Annotated in this window: 23 protein-coding genes; 11 read left to right on the top strand and 12 right to left on the bottom strand. The window is 73.2% G+C overall.

Going from position 1 to position 25,510, the window contains the following annotated elements:
• The first annotated feature begins 50 nt into the window (after positions 1 to 50).
• Positions 51 to 1,271 carry a GAF domain-containing sensor histidine kinase gene (locus tag BLS99_RS08105; protein ID WP_218126350.1) on the top strand — a complete coding sequence of 407 codons (1,221 nt, stop codon included), beginning with the start codon at positions 51 to 53 and terminating at the stop codon, positions 1,269 to 1,271.
• 15 nt (positions 1,272 to 1,286) lie between these two features.
• Here the strand turns inward: BLS99_RS08105 and BLS99_RS08100 are convergent, their stop codons facing one another.
• Positions 1,287 to 1,928: a response regulator gene (locus tag BLS99_RS08100; protein WP_091046593.1), complete on the bottom strand. Its 642-nt coding sequence runs from the start codon at positions 1,926 to 1,928 to the stop codon at positions 1,287 to 1,289.
• Positions 1,929 to 2,122: 194 nt separating this feature from the next.
• Between BLS99_RS08100 and BLS99_RS08095 the strand changes: the two genes are divergently transcribed.
• The 3 genes from BLS99_RS08095 (at position 2,123) to BLS99_RS08085 (ending at position 6,487) form a co-directional block, all read left to right on the top strand.
• On the top strand, positions 2,123 to 4,483 hold the full coding sequence (locus BLS99_RS08095) for an acetate--CoA ligase family protein (RefSeq protein WP_091046589.1): 2,361 nt from the start codon (positions 2,123 to 2,125) through the stop codon (positions 4,481 to 4,483).
• Positions 4,484 to 4,578: 95 nt separating this feature from the next.
• Positions 4,579 to 4,983 (top strand): DUF7144 family membrane protein, encoded by a 405-nt coding sequence (locus BLS99_RS08090; RefSeq protein ID WP_091046585.1) that lies wholly within the window; start codon positions 4,579 to 4,581, stop codon positions 4,981 to 4,983.
• Between the two features lie 127 nt (positions 4,984 to 5,110).
• Complete coding sequence (locus tag BLS99_RS08085) at positions 5,111 to 6,487, top strand: NADP-dependent succinic semialdehyde dehydrogenase (RefSeq protein ID WP_091046581.1); 1,377 nt, start codon at positions 5,111 to 5,113, stop codon at positions 6,485 to 6,487.
• Here the strand turns inward: BLS99_RS08085 and BLS99_RS08080 are convergent.
• Positions 6,484 to 7,152 (bottom strand): DNA alkylation repair protein, encoded by a 669-nt coding sequence (locus BLS99_RS08080; protein ID WP_091046578.1) that lies wholly within the window; start codon positions 7,150 to 7,152, stop codon positions 6,484 to 6,486. The two genes, BLS99_RS08085 and BLS99_RS08080, sit on opposite strands and share 4 nt — an antisense overlap.
• A 9-nt stretch (positions 7,153 to 7,161) precedes the next feature.
• Positions 7,162 to 8,790, bottom strand: a complete 1,629-nt coding sequence (locus BLS99_RS08075) for a phytoene desaturase family protein (protein WP_091046574.1) — start codon at positions 8,788 to 8,790, stop codon at positions 7,162 to 7,164.
• 111 nt (positions 8,791 to 8,901) lie between these two features.
• On the opposite strand from BLS99_RS08075, the gene BLS99_RS26120 reads away from it, so the two are divergent.
• Positions 8,902 to 9,183: a hypothetical protein gene (locus BLS99_RS26120; RefSeq protein WP_091046571.1), complete on the top strand. Its 282-nt coding sequence runs from the start codon at positions 8,902 to 8,904 to the stop codon at positions 9,181 to 9,183.
• 70 nt (positions 9,184 to 9,253) lie between these two features.
• Here BLS99_RS26120 and BLS99_RS08065 read toward each other — a convergent pair whose 3' ends face one another.
• The 5 genes from BLS99_RS08065 to BLS99_RS08045 are packed head-to-tail and all read right to left on the bottom strand — an operon-like array spanning position 9,254 to position 14,994.
• Positions 9,254 to 10,111 (bottom strand): carbohydrate ABC transporter permease, encoded by an 858-nt coding sequence (locus tag BLS99_RS08065; protein ID WP_091046568.1) that lies wholly within the window; start codon positions 10,109 to 10,111, stop codon positions 9,254 to 9,256.
• Positions 10,101 to 11,048 carry a carbohydrate ABC transporter permease gene (locus BLS99_RS08060; protein WP_091046564.1) on the bottom strand — a complete coding sequence of 316 codons (948 nt, stop codon included), beginning with the start codon at positions 11,046 to 11,048 and terminating at the stop codon, positions 10,101 to 10,103. Before BLS99_RS08060 ends, BLS99_RS08065 begins: the two co-directional genes overlap by 11 nt.
• Positions 11,045 to 12,313: an ABC transporter substrate-binding protein gene (locus tag BLS99_RS08055; protein WP_091046561.1), complete on the bottom strand. Its 1,269-nt coding sequence runs from the start codon at positions 12,311 to 12,313 to the stop codon at positions 11,045 to 11,047. Before BLS99_RS08055 ends, BLS99_RS08060 begins: the two co-directional genes overlap by 4 nt.
• 39 nt (positions 12,314 to 12,352) lie before the next feature.
• Positions 12,353 to 13,948, bottom strand: coding sequence for an FAD-dependent oxidoreductase (locus BLS99_RS08050; RefSeq protein WP_091047826.1), 1,596 nt, complete (start codon positions 13,946 to 13,948; stop codon positions 12,353 to 12,355).
• Positions 13,949 to 13,956: 8 nt separating this feature from the next.
• On the bottom strand, positions 13,957 to 14,994 hold the full coding sequence (locus BLS99_RS08045; protein WP_091046558.1) for a LacI family DNA-binding transcriptional regulator: 1,038 nt from the start codon (positions 14,992 to 14,994) through the stop codon (positions 13,957 to 13,959).
• Positions 14,995 to 15,218: 224 nt separating this feature from the next.
• Between BLS99_RS08045 and BLS99_RS08040 the strand changes: the two genes are divergently transcribed.
• Together BLS99_RS08040 and BLS99_RS08035 are read left to right on the top strand one after the other, a co-directional pair.
• The gene (locus tag BLS99_RS08040) at positions 15,219 to 16,187 is read left to right on the top strand and encodes a glycoside hydrolase family protein (protein WP_091046555.1); all 969 of its coding nucleotides are present in this window, start codon (positions 15,219 to 15,221) and stop codon (positions 16,185 to 16,187) included.
• Positions 16,188 to 16,288: 101 nt separating this feature from the next.
• Complete coding sequence (locus tag BLS99_RS08035; RefSeq protein ID WP_091046551.1) at positions 16,289 to 16,801, top strand: glutathione peroxidase; 513 nt, start codon at positions 16,289 to 16,291, stop codon at positions 16,799 to 16,801.
• A gap of 90 nt (positions 16,802 to 16,891) precedes the next feature.
• On the opposite strand, the gene BLS99_RS08030 is transcribed toward BLS99_RS08035, so the two are convergent.
• The 3 genes from BLS99_RS08030 to BLS99_RS08020 all read right to left on the bottom strand — a co-directional run bounded on the left by BLS99_RS08030 (position 16,892) and on the right by BLS99_RS08020 (position 20,245).
• Entirely contained in the window at positions 16,892 to 17,548 is a 657-nt protein-coding gene (locus BLS99_RS08030) for a response regulator (RefSeq protein WP_091046547.1), read from the bottom strand.
• Between the two features lie 163 nt (positions 17,549 to 17,711).
• Positions 17,712 to 18,788, bottom strand: coding sequence for a sensor histidine kinase (locus BLS99_RS27360; RefSeq protein WP_091046544.1), 1,077 nt, complete (start codon positions 18,786 to 18,788; stop codon positions 17,712 to 17,714).
• 2 nt (positions 18,789 to 18,790) lie between these two features.
• Positions 18,791 to 20,245: a serine hydrolase domain-containing protein gene (locus BLS99_RS08020; protein WP_091046540.1), complete on the bottom strand. Its 1,455-nt coding sequence runs from the start codon at positions 20,243 to 20,245 to the stop codon at positions 18,791 to 18,793.
• 466 nt (positions 20,246 to 20,711) lie between these two features.
• Between BLS99_RS08020 and BLS99_RS26115 the strand changes: the two genes are divergently transcribed.
• The 3 genes from BLS99_RS26115 (at position 20,712) to BLS99_RS08010 (ending at position 22,654) form a co-directional block, all read left to right on the top strand.
• Entirely contained in the window at positions 20,712 to 20,873 is a 162-nt protein-coding gene (locus BLS99_RS26115; RefSeq protein WP_176953252.1) for a hypothetical protein, read from the top strand.
• Positions 20,874 to 20,976: 103 nt separating this feature from the next.
• Positions 20,977 to 22,089 (top strand): PQQ-dependent sugar dehydrogenase, encoded by a 1,113-nt coding sequence (locus tag BLS99_RS08015; RefSeq protein ID WP_091046537.1) that lies wholly within the window; start codon positions 20,977 to 20,979, stop codon positions 22,087 to 22,089.
• Between the two features lie 127 nt (positions 22,090 to 22,216).
• A complete protein-coding gene (locus BLS99_RS08010) occupies positions 22,217 to 22,654 on the top strand; it encodes a YybH family protein (RefSeq protein WP_091046535.1) in 438 nt (145 codons plus the stop codon).
• 66 nt (positions 22,655 to 22,720) lie between these two features.
• On the opposite strand, the gene BLS99_RS08005 is transcribed toward BLS99_RS08010, so the two are convergent.
• Positions 22,721 to 23,308 carry a TetR/AcrR family transcriptional regulator gene (locus tag BLS99_RS08005; protein WP_091046532.1) on the bottom strand — a complete coding sequence of 196 codons (588 nt, stop codon included), beginning with the start codon at positions 23,306 to 23,308 and terminating at the stop codon, positions 22,721 to 22,723.
• 128 nt (positions 23,309 to 23,436) lie between these two features.
• On the opposite strand from BLS99_RS08005, the gene BLS99_RS08000 reads away from it, so the two are divergent.
• On the top strand, positions 23,437 to 25,488 hold the full coding sequence (locus BLS99_RS08000) for a cellulase family glycosylhydrolase (RefSeq protein ID WP_091046528.1): 2,052 nt from the start codon (positions 23,437 to 23,439) through the stop codon (positions 25,486 to 25,488).
• Positions 25,489 to 25,510: the final 22 nt, after the last annotated feature.

Below are 25,510 nucleotides of genomic sequence, written 5' to 3'. Positions count from 1 at the left end.
CGATGCCGGGCGGTACCGGTGTTCCAGAGGGGACTGGATACGATCGGCCCATGGCCGAACCGATGTTCGAACCCCCCGGCCACGGCGCCCTCGAACCGCGGACCCCGATCGACCTGCTGCTGAGCGAGCTCGCCTCGCGGGTCGACGAGATCGTGATGGACCGCGAGCGGCTGCGCGCGCTGCTCGACGCCGTGATCAGCATCAGCTCCGACCTGGAGCTCGCCGCGATCCTCGACCGGATCGTGGCCGCCGCGCTCACCCTGGTCGACGCCCGCTACGGCGCCATGGGCGTCCTCGACGACGCCGGGGGCCTCGCCGACTTCCGCACCCAGGGCCTGAGCCTGGAGGAGATCACCGCGCTGGGCGACCCGCCGGCCGGGCGCGGCATCCTCGGCCACATCATCGACCACCCGCAGCCGCTGCGCCTGATCGACCTCTCCTCGCACCCCGCCTCGGTGGGCTTCCCGCCCGGGCACCCGCCGATGCGGACGTTCCTGGGCGTGCCGGTCACGGTGGGGGACAAGGCGTGGGGGAACCTCTACCTGACCGACAAGCGCGGCGGGGAGCTGTTCACCGAGGACGACGAGGCGATCATCAAGGCCCTCGCGGCGGCCGCGGGCGTCGCGATCGACAACGCCCGCCTCTACAGCGAACTCGCCGCCTCCCAGGCCGAGCGCGAGCGCCTGGTGGTCTTCCGCGATCGCGACCGCATCGGCCGCGACCTCCACGACCTGGTCATCCAGCGCCTCTTCGCGACCGGCCTCCAGCTCCAGTCCATCGTGCACCTCGTGGACGCCTCCGAGGCCGCCGCGCGGATCAACTCTGCGGTGGACGAGATCGACGGCGCGATCGGCGACCTGCGGGCCGCGATCTTCAGCCTCCACACCGACACCGACCAGGACCTGTCGGCCGCGGTCCGCAGCCTGCTCGGGCTGGTCCGCCACCAGCTCGGCTTCATGCCCGAAGTGGCGTTCAGCGGCCCGGTGGACGGCGCCGTCTCCGAGTCCGTCCACATCGAAGTCCTCGCGATGCTCCGCGAGGCGCTGAGCAACGCCGCCCGCCATGCGCAGGCCGAGCGGGTGGACATCAGTGTGGCCGTGGAGGACGAGACGCTGGCGATCACGGTGACCGACGACGGGTGCGGCATCCCGGCCGACGCCCCGCGCCGGGGCCTGAACAACCTCGCGTCCCGCGCCGAGGCTCTGGGCGGCACGTTCGGGTTCGAAGACGCCGAGCCAGGGACCCGCCTGCGCTGGACGATCCCGCTGTAGCGCGACCGATCCGAGTCAGCCGAGGAGCCGTGAGGCGAGCACCGCGGCCTGGGTGCGCCGCTCCAGGCCGAGCTTGGCGAGCACCCGCGTCACGTAGTTCTTGACGGTCTTCTCCGCCAGGTGCATCCGCTCGGCGATCTGGCGGTTCGTCAGCCCCTCGCCGATGAGCGCGAGGATGCGCCGCTCCTGGTCGGAGAGGGCTTCGAGCTCGGGGGTCTTCGGCGGGCCCGAGCGGAGCCGTTCGAGGACCGCGCCGGTGACCCGCGCGTCGAGCAGCGACCCGCCCGCGGCGACCTTGCGGACGGCCTCCACGAGGTCGTTGCCGCGCACCTGCTTGAGCAGGAACCCGGCCGCCCCGGCCTCGATCGCGGCGAACAGCGTGTCGTCGTCCTCATAGGACGTCAGCACGAGGACGGCCACCGCCGGGTCGGCCCCGCGCACCCGGCGGCACACCTCGACCCCGTTCCCGTCGGGCAGCCGCGCGTCGACCACCGCCACGTGCGGGCGAGCCGCGGGGATGCGGCGCATCGCCTCGGCCACGTCCGACGCCTCCCCGACGACCTCGATGTCCCCGTCGCGCTCCAGGAGCTCGCACAGCCCCCGCCGCACCACCTCGTGGTCGTCCAGGAGGAACACCCTGATCTTCGCCGCGTCCATCCTTCGAGTATGGGCCCCTTCGCGACGGACCGCACCCCGCCCGGGTCCGCCCGGTACGGGACCAAGGTCCCGGGACCGCGGCGGGACCAACGTCCCGCCGAACCCGGGCGTTCGGCACTGTCCCCGCCGGTCCGCCCGGGCGCAGGATCGGCGGGGAACCCCCGCGCACCGCCCCCACGACCAGGAGCCACCGCATGAACCTCCGCCCGATCCCGGCCGCCGACGTCCTCGACGCCGACGGCCGGATCGTCCGCCTCCGCCCGCGCACCCCGGGCGACGCCGACGCGCTCTTCCCCGCCGGCGCGCCGCCGCACGGGCACGGGACCGCGCTCGCCGCCGTCGCCGAGGCCGACGGCGAACCCCTCGCCGCGGCCGTCCTCGAAGTCGAAGGCGCCGAACCGAAGCGCGCCCGGCTCCACGTCAGCGTCGCCCCCGCCCACGCGAAGCGCGGCCTGCGCACGCTCCTCGCCGAGCACCTGAGGGCCGCCGCTGCCGCCGCCGGGATCAAGGACGTGGCCGCCGACCCCGCCCCCGCCGCCGAGCAGTCGGCGCTCCGGCCCCTCCTCGACCCCGCCGCGGTCGCCGTCGTCGGCACCGAGCGGCCCGGGCCCGCCGCCGCGGTCCTGCGGTCCCTCCTCGACCACGGCTTCACCGGGACCTTGGTCCCGCGCCTGCCCGCCGACGGCGAACCCGTCGACCTCGTCATCGCGGCCGTCCCCGCACCGGCCGCCGCCGACGTCCTCGAACGCGCCGGGCGCGCCGGCGCCCGCGCCGCCGTCATCCTCTCCACCGGGACCGGCCGCACCGCCGGGACCATCGCCCAGGAAGGGCTCCTCCACGTCGCCCGCGCCCACGGCATCCGCCTCGTCGGCCCCGACAGCCTCGGCGTCGTCAGCACCCCCAACCGCCTCCAGGCCGGCCTCGCCGCCGAACCGCCCCGGCCCGGGGGCCTGTGCCTGGTCGCCCAGTCCGACGCGGTCGCCGCCGCGGCCCTCGCCCACGCCGCCCGCGCGGGCCTCGGCCTCCACGCCTTCGTCGCCCTTGGCGACAAGACCGACGTGTCCGCCAACGACCTCCTCGCCCACTGGTACGACGACCCCGGCGCCGCCGCCGTGGCCCTCTACCCCGAGTCGTTCGGGAACCCCCGCCGCTTCGCGCGCCTCGCCCGCGCCGTCGCCCGCCGCAAGCCCGTCCTCGCCGTCAAGGGCGGCGGCGTCGAACCCGGCCGCCGCACCGGCCTCGCCCGCACCGCCGGGGCCGCCGCCTCCGACACCGCCGTGGACGACCTGTTCGCGCAGGCCGGCGTCATCCGCTGCGACACCTTCGCGCAGCTCGCCGACACCGCCCGCGTCCTCATCGGCCGGCCCCTCCCGCAGGGGCGGCGCCTCGGCGTGGTCGGCGACGCCGCCGGGGCCGGGACCCTCGCCGCCGACGCCGCGGCCGCCGCCGGACTCGGCCTCCCCGCCTTCGGCGCCGCCACCCTCGGCCACCTCGCCGAGATCGCCCCCGGCGCGGCCGCCGCCGACAACCCGGTGGACCTCGGCCCCGCCGCCGACCCCGACGCGTTTGCCGAAGCGCTCGCCGTCCTCGGCACCTCCGGCGAGGTCGACGCCGTCCTCGCCGTCATCACCGCCACCGGCGACGACCGCGACCGCCTCGCCGCCGTCGGCGACGCGCTCGACGGCCTCCCGCACCTGCCCGCCGCCGTCGTCGCCATGGGCCTGCCCGACGCACCGCTCACCCTGGGCGCCAGGCGCATCCCGGTCTTCGACTTCCCCGAACCCGCCGTCGCCGCCCTCGGCCGCGCCGCCGAGTACGCCGCCTGGCGCGCCCGCCCCCTCGGCGCCCGCCCCGCCCTCCCCGGCATCGACCGGGACCGCGCCCGCGCCATCGTCGACCGCCTCCTGCGCGCCGGCGGCGGCTGGCAGACCGCGGCCGACGCCGCCGCGATCCTCGCCTGCTACGACATCCAGCTCATCGAGGCCCTGCACGTCATCTCCAAAGGGGAGGCCGTCGCCGCCGCCCGCGCCGTCGGCTACCCCGTCGCCGTCAAGGCCGAGGAGCCCGACCTCGTCCCCAAGGGCGGCGAGAGCGGCGTCCACCTCGGACTCAGCGACGCCCACGAGGTCCGCTCCGCGTTCGCCGACGTCGCCGCCCGCATCGACGGCGACGACCACGCCGCCGTCGTCGTCCAGCCCATGCTCGACGCCGGGATCGAACTCGCCGCCGGCATCGTCCACGACCCCCTCTTCGGCTCACTCGTCGTCCTCGGCCTCGGCGGCGCCCCCGAGGACCGCCAGCACCGCATCCTGCCGCTCACCGGCGACGACGCCGAGTCCATGTGGCGCTCGCTGCGCTCGGGCGAACGGCTGACCGAGTACAGCGGCTCCCGCCCCGTCGACCTCGACGCCCTCACCGACCTCCTCGTCAGGCTCGGCCGCCTCGCCGAGGACCTGCCCGAGATCGCCGAACTCGACCTCAACCCCGTCATGCCCCTGCGCTACGGCGTCCAGGCCGTCGACGTCAAGCTCCGCCTCTCCCGCACCGCCGCCTGACCCGATTCGCGCGATCCGCCACCGACCGGCCGCGACGGGGGTACACAGAAGCGAGAGGACGGCGTGCGCCGTCCCGTTCGCACCTGGAGGCGGCCATGTCCGACGACGAAGGCAGGCTCGCATGGGCCACCGCGGGTGCGGTGGCCGCGGGCGCGCTCATGATCACCGTGGGCCTGTTCCAGCTCTTCGAGGGCATCGCGGCCGTCGCCAGCGACCGGCTGTTCGCGGAGGTCGGCGACTACACGTTCGCGATCGACACCACCGGCTGGGGCTGGATCCACATCGTCCTCGGCGCCCTCCTGGCGCTCGTCGGCGTGTTCGTCCTCAAAGGCAGCGGCTGGGCGTACGGCGTGGGCATCGGCCTGGCCGCCGTCTCGGCGCTCAACCAGTTCTTCTTCCTGCCGTACTACCCGCTGTGGGGCCTGGTCATCATCGCGTTCTGCGTGTTCGTGATCTGGGCGCTGGCAGTGGTCCTCGCGGAGGTCAACTCGCCGTCCTGACCGGACCGCCCCGGTCCCGGCGCACTCGCGCCGGGACCGCGCGACGCACGGCCGGCGATCGCCTAAGCTGGGTTACCGACCGGCTAGTATGCAACGGGTCCCAGGCCCCCGAGCGAATGGACGACCAATGGCGATTGCGACCGTCAACCCCACCACCGGCACCACCGAGCGCGAGTTCGAGCCCCACACCGCCGCCGAGGTGGACCGGCGGACCGGCCTCGCCCAGGACGCGTTCGAAGCCCTCAAGACCACCTCCTTCGTCCACCGCGCCCAGTGGCTCCGCGCCGCCGCCGACCTCCTCGACGCCGAGGCCGCCGCCACCGCCCGCACCATCGTCATCGAGATGGGCAAGCCCCTCGCCCAGGCCGAGGCCGAGATCCACAAGAGCGCCAAGGGACTCCGCTTCTACGCCGACCACGCCGAGGGCTTCCTCGCCGACGAGCCCCTGGACGACCCCGCCGCCGTCGGCGCCTCCCGCGCCTGGACCCGCTACGAACCCCTCGGCGTCGTCCTCGCCGTCATGCCCTGGAACTTCCCCGTCTGGCAGGCCCTCCGCTTCGCCGCCCCCGCGCTCGCCGCCGGCAACACCGGCCTGCTCAAGCACGCCTCCAACGTCCCCCAGACCGCCCTCTACCTCGACGGCCTCTTCCGCCGCGCCGGATTCCCCGAAGGCGCCTTCCAGGCCCTCCTCATCGGCTCCGACGCCGTGGAGACCGTCATCGACGACCCCCGCGTCAAGGCCGTCACCCTCACCGGCTCCGAACCCGCCGGCCGCGCCGTCGCCGCCGCCGCGGGAGCCCGCATCAAGAAGACCGTCCTCGAACTCGGCGGCTCCGACCCCTTCATCGTCCTCCCCAGCGCCGACCTCGACGCCGCCGTGGACACCGCCGTCACCGCCCGCACCATCAACAACGGCCAGTCCTGCATCGCCGCCAAGCGCTTCATCGTCCACACCGACGTCTACGACGAGTTCGCCCGCCGCTTCACCGGCGCCGTCGCCGCCCTCGCCGTCGGCGACCCCCTCGATCCCGCCACCGACGTCGGCCCCCTCGCCACCGAGTCCGGCCGCAGCGACCTCGCCGAACTCGTCGACGACGCGGTCGCCAAGGGCGCCAAGGTCCTCACCGGCGGCGGCGCCCCCGACCGGGCCGGATGGTTCTACACGCCCACCGTCCTGGCCGACCTCGGCGACGACGCCCGCATCGTCCAGGAAGAGGCGTTCGGCCCCGTCGCGGCCCTCTACCGCGCCGCGGACGCCGACGACGCCGCCCGCATCGCCAACCAGACGGCCTTCGGGCTCTCCAGCTCCGTGTGGACGAACGACCCCGACGAGGAGGAGCGCTTCGTCCGCGCCCTCGACGCGGGCGCGGTCTTCGTCAACGGCATGACCGTCTCGTTCCCCGAGCTCCCGTTCGGCGGCGTCAAGCACTCCGGCTACGGCCGCGAACTCGCCGCCGCGGGCATCCGCGAGTTCACCAACCTCAAGACCGTCTGGAAGGGCTAGGCGTTCTCCTTGCGCCGCACCAGCTCCTCGATCCACACCGGCGCGTACGGCGACGTGCACCCCGGCGAGGTCGGGTAGTCCTTGAGCACTTCCAGCCGCTCGCCGATGCCGATCGCGCGGGCCCGGAGGTCCGGGTGGTCGATGCCGATCTGCGCCAGGCAGTGGTTCATGGCCCACTGCAACCGGTCCGGCGCGTCCTTCATCTCGGCCTCGATCACGTCGAGCAGCCCCGGCAGGTCGAGCCCGGCCGGCCGCTTCGCGACCCGCTCGGTCGTCAGCGCCCACCCGGCGCTGGCGACCACCGGGTCCGGGTCGCCGGTCCACGCGAGGCGCAGCTCCTCGGCGTGCGGGCTCTTCTTGACCACGTAGTTGACGAGCCAGTCGTGGACCTTGGGGGTGCGGGCCTCGCGCAGCATCGCGTCCAGCCGCGCCCGATCGAACGCCTTCGGGCGGCAGACGAGGAGCGCGAGGAGCCGCGCGGCGCTGTCGCCGGTGGCCCACAGGTCCACGGCCAGGTCCTGCTGGGTCTTCAGACGCTTGGCGACGGCGCGGAGCTTGGTGAGGTTGACGCCGTGGTCGTCGCCGAGCCGTTCGTTCGCCTCGCGCATCTTCGGGTCGTCGAGGGCGGCCAGTTCGGCCATGACCTCGGCGGTCGTGGTGTCCATCCCCCGATATTAGGCCGCGCCGGACTCCAGGACGGCCATGGCCGCGTTGTGCCCGGGGATGCCGCTGACCCCGCCGCCGCGCGCGGCCCCGGCGCCGCAGAGCAGCACGTTCGGGTGCGCGGTCGCCACGCCCCAGCGGCCCTGCTCCCCGCCGGTCCGGTAGGGCCACGACAGGTCCCGGTGGAAGATGTTCCCGCCCGGCAGCCGCAGGTCGCGCTCCAGGTCCGTGGGGGTCTTCGCCTCGATGCACGGGTTGCCGTCCGCGTCGGTCGCGAGGCAGTCGGCGAGCGGTTCGGCGAGGTACCGGTCGAGCTGCGCGACGGTGGCGTCCAGCAGCGCGGCCTTCGCCTCGCGCTCGACGTTGCCATTTTCACTGCCATTCTCACTGCCACTGCCACTGCCACTGCCACTGCCACTGCCGCTGACACTGCCGAACAGCCGCGCGGGCGTGTGCAGCCCGAACAGCGTCAGCGTCTGGTACCCCTCGCGCACCAGGTCGGCGCCGAGGATCGACGGGTCCGAGAGCGAGTGGCAGTAGATCTCCGAGGGCGGCCGCGTCGGGAACCGCCCGGCGGCGGCCTCGGCGTACGCGGCCTCCAGCTCGGCGTACGACTCCGAGACGTGGAACGTCCCGGCGAACGCGTCGCGCGGGTCCACGTTCGCGTCCCGCAGCCGCGGCAGCCGCTTGAGCAGCATGTTCACCTTGAGCTGCGCGCCTTCGGCCCGCTCGGCCGCCGTCTCGCCGAGGAGGTCGGCCAGCGCCTCGGGGGAGGCGTTGACGAGCACGTGCCGGGCCGCGACGGTGCCGGTGGCGTCTGCCGTGGCGAACGCGACCTCGGCCGCCGAGCCGTCCGTGCCGATCGCGGTGACCTCGTGGCCGGTGAGGATCTCGGCGCCCGCGGCCCGGGCCGCGGCGGCGAGCTCGTCGGTGAAGGCGCCCATGCCGCCGACCGGCACGTCCCAGTCGCCGGTGCCGCCGCCGATGACGTGGTACAGGAAGGTCCGGTTCTGCCGCAGGTCCGCGGCCCAGGCGGAGGTGAACGTCCCGATGAGCGCGTCGGTGAGCACGACTCCGCGCACGAGGTCGTCCCGGAAGCTCGCCTCGATCGCCGCCCCGAGGGGCGCGGCGAAGAGCATGTCCCAGATCCGGTCGTCGCCCACGCGGCGGCGCAGCTCGTCCTCGGAGGGCAGCGGCTCGGTGAGCGTGGGGAAGACCCGCTCGGCGACGTGGGCCGCGTCGGCGTAGAACCGTTGCCACGCTTCGTATTCGGTGTCGGAACCGGTGAGGCGCGCGAACGACTCGCGGTTGCGCGCGGCGTCGCGGGTGACCAGCAGCCCCGTGTCGCGCCCGCCGCGCTCGGCCGGAGTGTAGGAGGACACGTGCCGCTTGCGCACCTGGAACCGCAGGCCCAGGTCGGCGACGATCTTCCGCGGGAGCAGGCTGACCAGGTAGGAGTAGCGCGAGAGCCGCGCGTCGACGCCGGGGAACGCGGGGGCGGAGACGGCGGCGCCGCCGGTGCGGCCCAGGCGCTCCAGCACCAGGACGCGCTTCCCGGCGCGGGCGAGGTAGGCCGCGGCGACGAGGCCGTTGTGGCCGCCGCCGACGATCGCGGCGTCGTAGGAGGTGTACTCGGGCATGCACATTCCTAACACGATCCGAAGTGTTTGCTGTGTACTCGTTCAGGAAACTTTGTCTATTGAGCGCATCCCCCTATAGTGGGGCGTACCGAGCAAGGAGGGGGTAGGTCAATGGGCTTGCTGGACAAGTTCAACGAGTTGAAGGACATGGTCACGGGGGCCGTCGAGGAGGCCAAGGGCCAGGCGGGCGAGATGGCGGGCGACGCGACTGGCGAGGCCGGCGCGGCGTACGAGGAGTACGTGGGCGGCGCCACCGAGCACGCCGGCGACGCGGTCGCGGGGGCGCAGGACGCGGCGCAGGGCGCGGCGCAGGGCGCGGGCGACTACGTGCAGGACGCCCAGGACGGCGCGCAGGGCGCCGTCGAGGACTTCCGCGGGCAGCACGGCATTTAACGAAGCGGCTTCTGGAACAACGTGCAGCGGTGCCCCCGGCCGATGGCCGGGGGCACCGCTTCGTCCGCTGTCAGCCCTTGAGGCCCGTGTGCGCCAGGCCCTCGACGAACTGGCGCTGCGCCACGACGAAGACGATGAGCACCGGCAGCGCCGACAGGGTCGCCGCCGAGAGCTGCACGTCCCACATGGGACCGCCGTACGCATCGGTGAACTGCGTGAGCGCCTGGGGGAGCGTGAACTTCTCCGGTGTGGACAGGAACACGACCGGCTCCAGGTACAGGTTCCAGGAGTGCAGGAACGAGAAGATCGCGACCGCGCCCAGGGCCGGGCGCGACAGGGGCAGGGCGATCCGCCAGTAGAGCCCGAGGCGCCCGAGGCCGTCCATGCGCCCGGCCTCCTCGACCTCGACGGGCAGGGCGATGAAGAACTGCCGCATGATGAGCGTCGCGAGGACGCTCGGGGCGCCGAAGACCGGCACGAGCAGCAGCGGCCAGTGGGTGTCGACCAGGCCGAGCCCGTTGAACATCTGGAACAGCGGCACGATGGTGACCTCGCTCGGGATGAGCAGGCCCACCAGGACCACCAGGAACAGCAGGTTGTGTCCGGGGAAGCGGATGCGCGCGAAGGCGTACCCGGCCAGCGACGACACCGCGAGCGTCCCGACCGTGACGGCGGCCGCGATGTACATGCTGTTGAAGTACTGCGCGGCGAACGGCGCGAACTCGAACACGCGCCCGTACGCGCTCAGCGACGGGTCGGTCGGCACGAAGGTCGGCGGGAACGCGAAGATCTCGTTCGCGGACTTCAGGCTCGACGTGACCATCCACCAGGTGGGGAACACGAACGGCACGGCGAGCACGCACAGGAGCCCGTACAGCCAGAGCCTCGCGCGCCGCGAGCGCGCGGTGGTGCGGCGCTCAGTCCTCATGGACGACCCACTTTCTGCGCATCTGCCACTGGATCACGGTGAGCACCAGGACGATCGCGAACAGCAGGACCGAGAGGGTCGCGCCGTAGCCGAAGTCGTGGAACTGAAACGCGTTCTGGTACAGGTAGTAGACGAGGACGGTGGTCGAGGTGCCCGGCCCGCCGCTGGTGAGCACGTCGATCTGGGCGAACACCTGGAGCGAGCCGACCACGGTGATGATCGAGGTGAGCAGGATCGTGGGGCTGATCATCGGCATCGTAATGCGCCGGAACCGGGTCCACGCCCCGGCGCCGTCGATGGTCGACGCCTCGTACAGCTCCTTCGGGACCCCTTGCAGGGCCGCGAGGAACAGGACCATGTTGAGTCCCACGTTCTTGAGGACCTGCACCACGACCACCGCGATCATCGCGGTGGTCTCGCCGCGCAGCCAGTTCGGGCCCTCGACGCCGACCGTGGAGAGCAGGCCGTTGACGCCGCCGTCGTCCTGGAGCAGGAAGCGCCACACGATCGTCCACGCCACCAGCGTCACGGCGACGGGGGAGAAGAAGATCGTGCGGAACACGACGGTGCCGCGCAGCTTCTGGTTGAGCAGGATCGCCAGGACCAGCGCGAGGCTCAGGTTGAGCGCCACGAGGCCCAGCGAGAACGCGGCGGTGGCGCCGAGGACGCCCGGCAGGGCCGGGTCCTGCGCCAGGCGCTCGTAGTTCTCGCCGCCGGTCCACGTGAAGCCCCCGGCGAGGACGTTCCAGTCGTGGAGGCTGTACCAGAACATCAGGCCCAGCGGCACCAGCACGAACACGAGCGTGCCGGCGAGCTGCGGGGCGACGAACAGGAATCCGGCGAGGTGGTCGCGGCGCCGCGCCGTCCACCACCCGGGCCGCCCCGGCCGGGACTGCTCCCGGCCGGGGACGGCGGTCCGCTCTCGCGTGGAGGTCATTGCGCCAGCAGCGGGTCGATGGCGGTGCACAGCTCGGCGAGGACGCCCGCGACGTCGGCGTCCGGGGTCCACAGCGGGTCGAGCGCGGCGCGCACGGCCTGGTCGAGCTGGGCCTGGCCGGTGTGGCCGGGCTTGACGACGCCCTCGTCGATCCGGTCGATGACGACGGTCTGGAGCTGCTCGGGCGTCAGCAGCGGGTTGGCCTGGCCCAGGACCTCGGCGGTGAGCTGCGAGGCGCGCGGCGGCGGGAAGTACTGGGCGAGCTTGGCGGAGTTCTCGGGGCTTGTCATGTACGCCAGGAAGTCCGCGGCCTCCTCCGGGTGCGGGGCGACGGTGAGGACCCCGAGTCCGGCCTGGCCGATGACGGAGTACTCGCCGGCGGGCCCGGCCGGGAGCGGCACGAGGTCCCACCCGAAGGGCGCCTCCGCGAGCAGTCCCGCGCGGGAGATCTGGGTGACCGTCATGGCCGCCTCGCCCGCGAAGAAGTCGGCGGTGGTGCCGGGGCCGGGCATGGCCTCCTGCGCGAACACCGCGTCGTGCATGAACGTGAGCGCCTCGGTCATCTCCGGGTCGTCGAAGCCGCACTCGGTGCCGTCCTCGCTCCACGCCCGCGCGCCCCAGCCGGTCCACAGGGTGGAGAGGTTGTCCCAGCCGGAGTAGTCGAAGTCGCGGATGACGAGCCCGTCGGTGCCGGTGGCGGCGTGGACGGCGGCGCCGGCCGCGACCACCCGCTCCCAGGTCCACTCGCCGGAGGCGACGAGCTCGGCGGCGGTCGGCTGGCCCGCGGCGGTGAGGAGGTCGTTGTTGACGAACACCCCGAACGGCGAGGTCGAGAACGGGTACGCGTACAGCTCGTCGCCCTCGCGCCACAGCTCGGTGGCGGCCGGCACGAGGTCGTCGTACTCGTAGCCCTCGGCCTCGGAGAGCGTGTCGCCCAGCGGCACGAGCGCGCCGCTGGAGACGAAGTCCGGCGCGGCGCTCTCCAGGATCCAGGCCAGGTCGGGGGCGTTGTCGCCGGCGATCTGGGTGGTGAGCGTGCTCGTGTAGCCCTCGAAGGGGAGCGGGTCGAACTCGATCGCCTCGACGTCGGGGTGGTCGGCGATGTAGGCGTCCGCGATCTCGTCGAGCATCGCGAGGTGGTCCTCGCTGGCCGACCACGTGGTCATGCGCAGCGTCACCGGCCCGTCGTCCTCGCCGCCGCCGCAGCCGGCGAGGGCCAGCGGCGCGGCCGCCGCGGCGGCCAGCAGTATCCGTGCGTGCTTCATCAGGGGTCGTTCCTTTCGGTTGACGGCGTTGTCAAAGTGTCAGTAGGCGGCGACGTCGGGCCAGCGCAGCTCGAAGCCCTGCGCGGTCAGGCGGTCCTGGAACTCGGCCAGCAGCGCCGGGTCGTCCCCGACCGCGCGCGGGGGCAGGCCCCGCTCGAAGCTGAAGGCCGCGAGGGCCCCGGCGGCCTCGCCGATGTTCCACTCCACCGGGTGGAGCCGGTAGCAGCCGTTGGTGATGTGCGTGGTGCCGAGGTTCTTCCCGGCGGGGAGGAGGTTGTCGACCCGCACCGGCAGGAGTGCGCCGAGCGGGATCTCGAACGGGCAGGAGGCGACGTCGATGTAGTTGTCGCCCCCGGTGGAGGGGTGGAGGTCGATGCGGTACATGCCGATCCCCACGCTGTCGTGGTACGAGACGGCGCCCTTGTCGCCGCGCACCGCCGCCGACAGGTCCTGCTCGACCACGGTGTACTCGGCCTTGATGCGCCGCGACTCGCGGTGGTAGGGGGCCTGGGCGAGGCCGTCGGCGGAGCCGGTCACGTCCCCGCGCAGGCGCAGCCCCGGCCAGCCGGTGCCGCCGTCGGCGCGCGGCGCCTCGGTCTGGAGCCAGTACAGGACGCTGCGGGACAGGTCCCTCGCCCGCTCCAGGTGCAGTGCGGCGTCGGGGTTGTCGATGACCGGCGCCAGGAAGTAGTCGATCATCGGCCAGTTGACGAGGGTGATGTCGCTGGCGTACGCGCCCGGCGTGAAGTTGTCGCGGGCGGCGATGCGGCGGAAGGTCCACAGGTTCATGTCCCCGCCGCCGAGGCGCTGGTCGCCCACGACCGCGAGCGGGTCGTCGCCGGGGTTGGGCTCGAAGGTCCGCTCGGCGGCTTCGAGCGTGCGCGGGTTCGGGGCCCGGAAGCCCAGGAGGTTCCCGCCCCAGAAGTCGGTGCGGAAGTCCCGCCAGAAGCCGTAGTCGGCCGGCCTGTCGATGGTGTGGTCGCCGTCGACGTGGTCGATCGCGAAGCACACCGAGACGGCCTGCATGTTGTCCGGCTGCGCCTCGTCGGGCGCGCTCGGCTCGCCGGTCTCTCTCCCGGACTCGAAGCCGGTGACGTACTCGGTCCCGGTGAGCGGCAGCAGCTCCCCGGTCTCGGTCGCGTCGAGCACGTACGGCGCGGACACGGTGATCCGGTCACCGGAGTCGCGGTGGGCGAGGGTGACGGCCTCGACCCGGTCGCCGTCGACGTCGGCCGCGACGGGCCGGTACGGCTGGAGCAGACGCAGCGCCCCGGACCCGAGGTAGGGCGCGAGCATCGACTCCAGGACCGCCACGGCCACGCGCGGCTCGTGGCACAGGCGGCTGACGTGGCCGCCGCCCGGGTTGAGGTCGCGCCTGGCGCGGGCGGCCTCGGTGAGCGGGTAGTGGCGCCGGTAGTACTCCCTGATCCCCTCGCGCAGCCGCCGGTAGGAGGCGGTGACGCCGAACTGCTCCACCCAGGACGACTCGTCGGGCGGGACGGCCTGGCTGGTGAGCTGGCCGCCGATCCAGTCGTACTCCTCGGTGAGGACGACGCGCCTGCCGGCGCGCAGCGCGGCCAGCGCGGCGGCGGTGCCGCCGAGCCCGCCGCCCACGACGAGGATGTCGGCTTGCAGTTCCTGCTTCAAGATCGGTTCCTTCCGGTGGGGGCCGGCGCGAGGGTCGCGCCGTCGTGCTGCTCGCACGGGAGCAGCCGCTGCACGTCGGTCTCCGCGCCCTCGATGAGCGCGAAGAACACGTCGAGGGCCTGGCGGCCCATCTCGCGGCGGGGGATGGTGAAGCCGGCGACGTCGAGGTCGATCGACACCGGCCGGGTCGGGTCGCCCAGGGCGACGAGGGAGAGGTCGTCGGGGACGCGGAGGCCGCGCGCGCCGGCCCAGGCGGTGACCGCCGGGGCGTCGGCGGGCTCTTCGAGGAACAGCGCCGTCACACCACCGGCGACGGCCGCGTCGAGCGGTTCGGGTGCGACCGCGGCGATCCGGCCGTACTCGACGCCCGCCTTCGCCGCGGCGGCGCGGAACCCGCGCAGGCGGTCGGCGTAGGACTCCGGCCCCTCGCCGCGGCCCACATAGGCGATCCGCTTGTGGCCCAAGGCTGCCGCGCGTTCGACGAGCGCGGCGACCGCGGCCGGGTAGTCGGCGCCGACGTACGGCACCGGCCCGCCCGCGTCGTCCCTGCGGCCCACGGACACGAACGGGATGCCCTCGCCCACCAGGCGTTCGAGGTCCCCGCGGTCGACCTCCCGGCCCAGGAGGACGCAGCCGTCGGCGAGGCGGATCCGGCTGCCGTCGGCGAACATGCGCCTGCGGCCGCCCTCCACGGGCGCGCTGGTGAGCAGGAGCAGGTCGCAGCCGAGCCGTTCGGCCTGCTCCTCCAGGCCGAGGAGGAACGGGTGGAAGAAGTCCCTTGCGCCCGAGGGGAACACGGGTTCGTAGGTGAACACGCCGATGATGCGGTTGTACTGGTCGGCGAGGCGCCGGGCGACCGGGTCGGCCACGTAGCCGGTCTCGCGGATGGCGTCGAGGACCCGCTGCTGCGTCTCGGGGGCGATCCTGACGCCGCCGTCGAGGCGGTTGTTGAGCACCAGTGAGACGGTGGCCTGGCTGACGCCGCTGATGCGGGCGATGTCGCGCTGCGTCACGCGGCGGCGGGGTCCGGTCACGGAGGGGCCTTTCTCGGGCGAGGGGATAATGCGTATAACCACTGGTGCGTGTGATCATGTTGCACGGCCGCTTCCGGGACCGTCAAGATGATAATTCGTATTATCATCTTGACCTCCGCTCGCCCCGGACCGGAGACTCGTCCTCCACAGGCCCGCCGCGGTGCCTCTGCACCGCCGCGCACCGGAGCGCGGCGGCGACCGCCCGGGCCGGACAGGAGAGCGTCATGGACGCCGAACGACGACCCTTCGGCCGCCGCGGCCTGCTGCTCGGGGCGGCCGCCCTCGGCACCGCCGCGGCCCTCGGCGCCGCCCCCGCGGCCGCCGTCCCCGCCGGCTTCCCGACCTTCACGCGCCTGGGCGCGGCGATGGACAAGAGCACCCTCAGCTACGCGCCCGCCCGGCGGGAGATCATCTTCCCCTCGATCCGGCACGTGGCCGGACGGGTCCAGAACCCCTTGGGCGCCTGGTACATGTACTACGCGCCGCACGACGACCCGGGCGGGATCTGCCTCGCCTACGCCGACTCCCTCGCCGGGCCCTGGAAGGAGTACTCGGCGAACCCGATCATCTCCAATACCTGGTTGCCGCACTACCCGACGGTGCCGCACGTGTCGAGCCCGCACGCCCACTGGGCCGACGGGCGGATGTACCTGTACTTCCACGGCGACAACCGCACCACCCGCGTCGCCACCTCCACCGACGGGCGCAGCTTCACCTACGGCGGCACGGTCCTCCACACCTCGATGCTCCCGTCCAACGTCACCGAGGCGTCCTACGCGCGGGTCTTCCCGCATCCGACGCAGTCGGGGGTGAACATCATGCTGTTCATGGGGAACCAGGCCGGGACCAGGAAGATCTTCATCGGCTGGTCGCACTCGCTGACCTCGGGCTGGCAGTTCAAGCAGCAGCCGCTCATCTCGCCCGCCGCGGGCGAGGGCGGACAGGTCTCGGGGGCGCACTACTGGTCGCAGAACGGCGGCGGGCACGTGGTCTTCCACGGCGGCGACGGCGCGATCCGCGTCGCCCGGGTCGGCACGGGCTTCGACCGCGAGGAGCACCTGGGCGTCCTCTACAAGGACCCGGTCGCCACCCGGGCCGCCGCGCCGAGCTTCGCCGAGGAGAACGGCCGCATGTACATGTTCTACGAGGCGGGCGCCCGTTCCAGCACGAACATCGCCATCGCCCGCGCTTAGCGGGTGCGGAGGAGGGCGGCCCCGCCACCGGGCGGGGCCGCCCTCCGGTCGGCGCCCGCGGGTAGGTTTGCCGGAGGAACCGGACCGAGGAGAGGGACCAGATGAGCGACCAGGCGCTGACGGCGATCGGCTTCAACCGGAACGACGGCGGGGAGGCGAGCCTGGCGGACTACCGCGGGCAGGTGCTCCTGGTCGTCAACACCGCGTCGAAATGCGGGCTGACCCCGCAGTACGCGGGCCTCCAGGCGGCCTACGACGAGTACCGCGAGCGGGGCTTCACGGTCCTCGGCTTCCCCGCCAATGACTTCATGGGCCAGGAGCCGGGCACCGACGAGGAGATCGCCGAGTTCTGCTCGGTCAACTACGCGGTGACCTTCCCGCTCATGGCCAAGATCAGCGTCGCGGGCGAGACCCGCCACCCGCTCTACACCGAGCTGGTGCGCAGCAGGCCCGACATCGACGGCGAGGCCGCCGACGAGGTCCAGTGGAACTTCGAGAAGTTCCTCCTCGACCGCGAGGGCGCCGTCGTGGCCCGCTTCGCCCCCGGCGTCACCCCCGACGACCCGGCGATCCGCAAGGCCATCGAGGCCGAACTGGAGCGCCCCGCCGCCTGAGCCGGCGACGGTCGCGTGTCGACGGCGGCCGCGCTCCCGGTCGCGTACCGCGATCCGGTGGCGCGACCGCATTCGCGCCGCCGGCCCCCGCTAAGGCCGCGTGACCAGGCCCGACTCGTAGGCGAGGATCGCGGCCTGGACCCGGTTCTGGAGACCCAGCCGGGTGAGGATCGCGCTCACGTAGCCCTTGACGGTGCCCTCGGACAGGAACAGCCGTCCCGCGATGTCGTGGTTCGAGAGCCCTTCGCCGAGGAGCCCGAGGACCTCCTGCTCGCGGGGCGTCAGCACTCCGATCCTGTCGAGGCCGGGGGTGCGGCGGGTGAGGCCCGCGGCGCCCATCTTCGCGATGACCCGCTGCGCGATCCGGGGGGAGAGGAACGCGGCGCCCTCCGCGAGGGCCCGCACCCCGATCACGAACTCGCGCGGATCAGCGGCCTTGAGCATGAACCCGTTGGCGCCCTCCGCGAGCGCCCGCATCACGTACTCGTCCTCGTCGAACGTCGTCAGCATCGACACGGCCGTCCCGGGCACCGTGCGGCGGATCTCGGCCGCCGCCGCGAGCCCGTCCATCCGGGGCATCCGGATGTCGAGCAGCGCCACATCGGGCCGGTGCGCCTGCGCCAGCGCGACCGCCTCGGCCCCGTCCGGCGCCTCGGCGACCACCTCGATCTCCTCGTCGGAGGCCAGGATCGCGGCCACCCCTGCCCGGATCATGGCCTCGTCGTCGGCCAGCAGCACCCGGATCATGCGCACCCCCGCAACCGGTCCCCGGTTTCCGATGCCTTCGTCATACGTTCCCCCGCCCCGGTGTCCCGGCCTCCAGTCTTCTGGCGCCCCTCGTGCCGCGACCTGCGACTCCGGCCCCATCGTCTGTCGCCCCGTCCCGAAACCTCTGCATCCGGCATCATCTTCACGCCTTCCCCCGCAACGGGATCTCGGCCTTCACCGAGAACCCGCCGTCCTTCGGCCCGGCCTCGAACCTCCCGTCGAGCAGCCGCACCCGCTCCGCCAATCCCGCCAGGCCCGAGCCCGCAAGTGCCGAGCCCGCAGGGCCCGCGAGACCCGGCCCGTCGGCGCCCGAGACCGCTCCGAACCTGGCCGACCTCCCGGGCGCGGCAACCGACTCCGGGCGCGCCGTCCTCGGCCACGCCGCATCGATCGGCGCCGGCCGGGCCGGTGGCGCGTCGTTGACCACCGCCACCTGGACCGACCGGTCCTCGCGTTCGACCCGGACCGTCACCGCGCTCCCCGGCGCGTGCCTGGCGGCGTTGGTGAGCGCCTCCTGCACGATCCGGTACACCGCCCGGTCCACGACCGCGCCGACCGGTTCGGCCTCCGCCTCCAACCGCACGTCCAGCCCCGCCTCTGCCGCGCGTTCCACGAGGTCGCGCACCGGCTCGTCGAACGGCGCCACCGGCGCGGCCTCGTCGCGCAGCAGGCCCAGGGCCTGCCGGAGTCGGTCGGTGGCCTCGACCGCGTTGGCGCGCAGCGCCGCCGCGGCCCCGCGGTTCGCCTCCGGCAGGCCCGGCGCCAGCTCCAGCGCGCCCGCCCGGAGGGCGATGAGCGCCAGGTCGTGCCCGACCGAGTCGTGCAGGTCGGCCGCGATCCGCGCCCGCTCCTGCGCCTGCACCCGCTGGGCCACCAGCTCGCGTTCGCGTTCGAGCCGCGCGGCCCGCTCGGTGGCCGCCTCGTACAGCTCCACCTGCTGGCGGCGGTACCGGCCGGCGAGCCACGGCAGCATCACGAACAGTGCCAGCACCAGGAAGGCGCTCACCGCGTCGTTGAAGCTGACGAAGGCGATCCCCGCCGGGACCAGCGCCGAGGCGAGCAGCACCCACGCCCCCCAGCGGCCCGCCCAGCGGCGGCCGTGCACGTAGGCGAGCACGGCCAGCACCGGGAACAGGAGCTGCCGCCACATCGGCAGGGCCTCGGTGTCGAGCCCGTTCACCACCGCCGCCAGCGCGATCGCCGCCAGTACCGCCCCCATGATCACGCCGCCGAGCCTACCGACTCCGCCGGCGCGCGCCCGGCCGAGCGCAGCCGCACCACGCGTGCCACCGCCACCGCGAGCCCCGCGGCCGCCGCGACCATCAAGGTCACCGTCAGCGGCAGCGCGAAGTAGAACATCTGCGGCCACGGGACCGTGCGCCCGCCGGAGATGAACGACACCCCGGCCGGGTAGGCCGCGAAGAGCACCGCGGGCAGGAGCACCGGCACCATCCGCAGCGCGGTCCGCCACGCCCGGCGCCCGGCCCGCTTCCCCGCCCAGCGGCGCGAGCGGACCACCCCGAGCACCCCGAGCCCGGCCGCGGCCAGCGCCACGACGCCCAGGGCCAGTTCGATGAGCTGCCGGTCGCGTCCCGGCTCGGCCGGGTCCTCGCCCGCGGCGATCGCGGTCAGGCCCTCCATGGCCGCCCACGTGACGTCGGTCAGCCCGGCCCCGGTGCTCATGACCGCGACCCCGTAGCCGGTCTCGGGATCGATCCACTCGACCGCGTTGTAGGTCATGAGGTTCCCCGAGTGGGCCAAGGACCCGTCCGACTCGATCCCCCAGCCCATGCCGTAGTCCTGGACCTCCGAGGGCGCGTGCATCGCCTCCAGGCCGGCCGCGCTCACCAGCTGCGGGCCCTCGCCGTTCTGGCTCGCGAGCCAGCGGCCCATGTCGGCGGCGCTGGTGATGATCCCGCCGCTGCCGGAGTCGTCGAGGAAGCCGGGGACCTCCTCCCGGTCGATCCACAGCCCGAACAGCGAGTTCGATCCGAGGCCGGGCAGCACGTCCTCGTCGCGGGTCGCGCTGTCCTCCATGCCGAGCGGCGCGAACACGCGCTCGCGCATGAAGTCCGCGAACGGCTGCCCGGAGGCGGTCTCGACCAGGCGGGCGGCGACGTTGAAGTTCACGTTGCAGTACGCCCAGTCGGTGCCGGGGTCGGCGGCGAGGCCGTCGTCGCCCAGGCGCGACACGTAGTCCTCCAGCGAGGTCGCGTCCTCGAGTTCGACCACGTCGATCGTGGTGTCGTTCAACCCGGAGGTCTGGTCGAGGAGCTGGCGGACCGTCACCTCCCCGGCCCGCGGGTCGGCCATCGCGAACTCGGGGAGCTGCGCGGCGACCGTGCCGTCGAGGTCGATCGCGCCCTCCTCGACCAGGATCATGACCGCCATGGCGGTGAAGGACTTCGACACCGAGGCCACCCGCATCGGGGTGTGCTCGGTGACCGGGTCGCCGTTCGAGTCGGTGCCGTACCCGGCCGCGAAGACCGTGTCGGCACCGTGCGTCACGACCGCCGACAGGCCCGGCACACCGGTAGTGCCGACCAGCCCGGTCAGGTAGTCGTCGAACGCCTCAGGGGAGGGGACGGTCTCGGCCTGCGCCGGGACGGCGGGCAGTACCACGGCCGCCGCGACGGCGAGCGCCGCGCCGAGGAGTCTGGGGACCTTGGTGTTCACTGGGTGGCTCCGTTCTCTTGGTTCCCCGTGAACGCTATTGGTGCGGCGAAGCCGCGACCTCCCCACAAAGTCCGGAACCACCCCTGACGAAAGTCAGGGGTCGAGTCGCGGCCCGGACACGCTCCGTCGTCCCGTCCCGCACCAGCCGCGACCACCTGGCATGACTTGCGGCGGATGTCCGCATACGTCCCACCATCCAAGATGTCCTATGGAAGACATAGGGTTCCTGGTAAGGTCGACCTCATGCGAACCGCCGCGACACTCACCCGGCGGCGCGAAATCGATCAGATGCGCGCCGCGAGCGCCCTCTGTCGACCTCTGATGCGCTAGCCGGACGCGCGCTCACCCGCCGCCCGGCCATCCCCGCCACTCCTGCGGGCCCGAAGAGTCCGTTCCACGCAGCGCCCGCGACCCGTCCCCACCGGACCCGTCGCCAGGCGAGCCATCGACGAGGGAACCCACCGACATGTCCAACCGTCCTGAGCACTCGTTCAAGATGCGCCACCCGTACCGCCGCCGCCTCATCGCGGCCGCCGCCCTGGCACTCGCGGCCGCCGGCATCGGCGCCGGCCTCGCCGACTCGGCCGACGCCGGGCCGGGGAGGATCAACACCGAGCAGACGCCGTAACCCGCCTCCGCGGACCTCGACCCGAGCGCCCCGGCCCCCTGATGGGATGCTGGGGCGCCGCACTGTCCGGGCACGGCCCGGCGACAGCACCGAGGAGCACCGCATGAGGCACCGGACCCTCCCACCGCTCGCGCTGGCGCTCGGCGTCGCGCTGACCGCTTGCGGCACTGCGGAACCGAAGCCGCTGGTCACCGAGTCCCCGGAGCCGCCGACCCCGTCGGCGTCCGCGACCGCCGCGGCCCCGCCGACGGCGCTCCTGCCGACCGGCGACCCCGAAGTGGTCGCCGCCGACCTCGACACGCCCTGGTCGGTGGCGTTCCTCGACGAGACCGCGCTCGTCAGCGACCGCGACGACGGCGACGTCCTCGAACTGCTCCCGAACGGCGGCACCCGCGTCATCGGGACGGTCGCCGGCGTCGTCCACGACGGCGAGTCCGGGCTCCTCGGCCTCGCCGTGGACGACCAGGACCGCCTGTACGCCTACTCCACCGGCTCCGACGGCAACCGCATCGAGCGCTACACCCTCACTGGCGCGCCCGGCTCGCTCGCCCTCGGCGCCAGGGAGACCCTCCTCGTCGGCATCCCGGCCGCCTCCAACCACGACGGCGGGCGCCTCGGGATCGGCCCCGACGGGATGCTCTACGCGACCACCGGCGACGCCGGGGACCGCGACGACGCCCAGGATCTCGACAGCCTCGGCGGGAAGATCCTGCGCATGACCCTCGACGGCGCCGTGCCCGCCGACAACCCCTTCCCCGGCTCCCTCGTCTACAGCTACGGCCACCGCAACCCCCAGGGCCTCGCCTGGGCCGCCGACGGCACCATGTTCGCCGCCGAGTTCGGGCAGGACACCTGGGACGAGCTCAACGTCATCACCCCCGGCGGCAACTACGGCTGGCCCGAGGTCGAGGGCATCGAAGGGGACGGCGACTACATCGACCCCGTGCAGCAGTGGAACCCCGACGACGCGAGCCCCAGCGGCATCGCCATCGCCGAGGGCACCGTCTACATCGCGAACCTGCGCGGCGCGGTCCTCCGGGCCGTCCCGGTCGCCGATCCGGGCGAGTCCACCGAGTACTACGCGGGCGAGTACGGCCGCCTCCGCGCCGTCACCGCCGCCCCGGACGGCCGCCTGTGGTTCGCCACCAGCAACACCGACGGCCGCGGCGACCCCGCCGACGACGACGACCGCATCTTCGCCGTCACCCTGGGCTGAGACGCGGCGCTGGCCGGGGTTGCCCCGATCGGGTGAGTGCGGACCGTCACGCTCCGCTGCGGTCACATTCGCGGCTGCTGTCCCGTCTAGTCAGCGAGGCCGAACACCCATGGAAGGGACGGGAACCATGACCGAGCACGAGTCTGACGAGGCCGCGATCCGGGACCTCCTCGCGGGGGTAGTGGAGGCGATCCGCGCCAAGGACCTCGGCGCGCTGGCGCGCCGCTACGAGGAGGACGTCGTCTCCTTCGACGTCGAGCCGCCGCTCCAGCATGTTGGCGTGGCCGCGAAGCTGGAGAACTGGGAGCGCGTGTTCGCGGCGTTCGCCGAAGTGGACTACGAACTGCGGGGCCTGCGCGTCACCGCGGACGGATCGGTCGCCTTCGCGCACGGGTTCGGGCGCCTGTCCGGGACGCTGCGGAACGGGGCCGCGACGCCGGGCATGTGGGTCCGGGCCACGTTCGGTCTCAAGCGGACCGGCGGTGTGTGGCTGATCGCGCACGACCAGGTCTCCGTCCCGTTCGACCTCCCCACCGGGAAGGGGGTGGGCGATCTGGAGCCGTAGGGGCCTTCACGGAGCCTGCGGGAAGGGGTGGGAGGCGCCGCGGCTCGCGCCGGTTCGCGTCGCCCCTCACGGGGCGGGCGGGAGGGGGGTGGACGCCGCGGGGTCGAAGGCGTCGAAGACGAGCGCGAGGTAGCGCCGCCAGCCGCCGTCCCCTTCGGGCACGACCCATTGGACGTTCGCGAGCAGGCCCAGGACGTGGGCGACGTCGTCGCCGGTCACGTCGGCGCGCATGGTGCCCTCGGCCTTGGCCCGCTCGGTGAGATCCGCGAGCGCCCCGCGCGCGGGCTCGATGACCTCGGCGGTGAGCGCCGCGGGGTTCGCCGCCGCCGCGAGGGTGGTGCGCTCGCGCTCGACGATGACGAGCACCGCCTCCATGACCACGAGGATCGCGGCCCGCGGGTCGAAGTCCGGGGTGCGGTAGAGGATCGGGGGCAGGCGCTCGGTCACGGTCTGGCGCAGTGCCGTGCGCACCAGGGCCTCCTTGTGCGGGAAGTGGCGGTACAGGGTCCGGGTGCCCACGCCGGCGCGTTCGGCGATCGCCTCCAGGGGCGCGCCGGGACCCTGCTCGGCGAACACGGCGCGCGCGGCGTCCAAGAGCCGCTTGACGTTGCGTGCGGCGTCGGCGCGCAGCGCGCGTTCGGCTTCAGGGGGCATCCGCGCATTCTAGCCAGCGGTGTCCCGCCCCTGCTGCGGACACTAATTGACACTCGACTGCCATATTTAGTATCGTCGATGCGAACGTTCGTGCGCCCCGATACCCCCCGCCCGGCAAGGAGAGTCACGTGCACCCGCAACCACTCCGAAGAGCGCGCCTGCGGCTGGTCGCCGTCGCGGCCGCCGTCCTCGCGATCCTCGCGGCCGGCCTCACGGGCGCCGTCGGCGCCCAGGCGGCCCAGGGCTGCCGGGTCGACTACCGGGTCACCGCGCAGTGGCCAGGCGGATTCACCGCCGACGCCACCGTCAAGAACCTCGGCGACCCCGTGAACGGCTGGTCCCTGAAGTGGACCTTCGGCGCCGGCCAGCGCGTCACGCAGGCATGGAACGCCGAGACCACCGCGAACGGCGACGCCGTCACCGCGAAGAACCTGGGCTACAACGCCGCCGTCGCCACCGGCGGGTCCGTCTCCTTCGGATTCAACGGCTCCTGGTCCGGATCCAACCCCGTGCCCGCCGCCTTCGAGCTCAACGGCCGCACCTGCGACGGCACTATCGGCGAACCCACCACCACCCCGCCCCCGACCGGAGGCGCCACCGCGATGGAGCAGGTCGCCGCCATGCAGCCGGGCTGGAACGTCGGCAACACCCTCGACGCGCTCGGCGGCGAGACCGCCTGGGGCAACCCGCTCATCACCGAGCAGCTGCTGGCCCACGTCAAGTCCCAGGGCTTCAACTCGATCCGCCTCCCCGTCACGTGGGAGGAGTACATGGGCCCCGGCCCCGACTACACCGTCGACCCCGCGCGCATGGAACGGGTCGCGCAGGTCGTCGACTGGGCGCTCGAACACGACCTCCAAGTGCTCCTCAACGTCCACCACGACTCCTGGATGTGGCTCGACGAGCTCGGCACCGACCACGACGCCGTCCTCGCCAAGTACGAGGCGCTGTGGACCCAGATCGCCGACCGCTTCAAGGACCACCCGGCCGGGCTCGCCTTCGAGAGCGTCAACGAGCCCCAGTTCACCGGCGCCGAGGGCGCCGCGGGCGACGCCCTCACCGAAGAGCTCAACCTCGTGTTCCACGAGATCGTCCGCAGCTCCGGCGGCGGCAACGACGACCGGCTGCTCGTGCTGCCCACCCTCGTCACCAACGCCGACCAGCCCCGCCTCGACGCGCTCAAGGCCACCATCGACGGCCTCGACGACCCGATGCTCGCCGCCACGATCCACTTCTACGGCTTCTGGCCCTTCAGCGTCAACATCGCCGGGTGCACCAGCTACAACGCCGAAGTGGAGGCCGACCTCGTCGGCACCTTCCAGCGCGTCGACGACACGTTCGTCGACGCGGGAATCCCGGTGATCATGGGGGAGTGGGCCGTCCTCAACTACGACCACAACCGCCCCGGCGTGCACCAGAGCGGCGAACTCCTCAAGTTCTTCGAGGCCGCCGAGTACCAGGCCCGCGACAAGGACGTCACCACGATGCTGTGGGACGCGGGCCAGTTCCTCGACCGCAGTACGCTGCAATGGCGCGACCAGCACATGTACGAGTACTTCGCCTCCGGCGTCACCACCCGATCGGGCACCGCCTCCTTCGACTCGGTGCACCTGCCCGGCAGCGGCGCCATCACCGCGAAGTCGCTCACCCTCAACCGCAACGGCCTCCAGTTCACCGGCCTGTGGCACGGCGGCACCCGGCTCACCGAAGGCGCCGACTACACCGTCTCCGGCGACACGCTCACCTTCACCGCCGCCGCGCTCACCCGCCTCGCCGGGAACCGCGCGTACGGCGTCAACGCGCAGCTCGAAGCCCGCTTCTCCGCGGGCGTCCCCTGGCGCATCAAGATCGTCACCGCCGACACGCCGGTCCTGTCGAACGCGACCGGGCCCTCCGCCTCCTTCGCGATCCCCACCCGGTTCAAGGGCGACACCCTCGCCACCATGGAGGCCCGCTACGCCGACGGCACCAACGCCGGCACCGCCACCTGGACCCCGTACCAGGAGTTCTGGTCGAACTTCCGGCCCGACTACGCCGCCGGAACGCTCATCCTGACACCGGAGTTCCTGGCCGCCGTCACCGACGGGCAGCCGGTCACCCTCACCTTCCACTTCTACAGCGGCGCGACCGCGACCTACACGATCACCGAGTCCGGCGGCACCGTCACCGGCACCGCCTGACCCGGCCCCGGGGGCGCCGGCA

The sequence above is a fragment of the Glycomyces sambucus genome, from assembly GCF_900102815.1.
GTDB lineage: Bacteria > Actinomycetota > Actinomycetes > Mycobacteriales > Micromonosporaceae > Glycomyces > Glycomyces sambucus.
The sequence above is the reverse complement of the archived record's forward strand: the minus strand, read 5'-3'. Positions and strand labels throughout refer to the sequence as shown.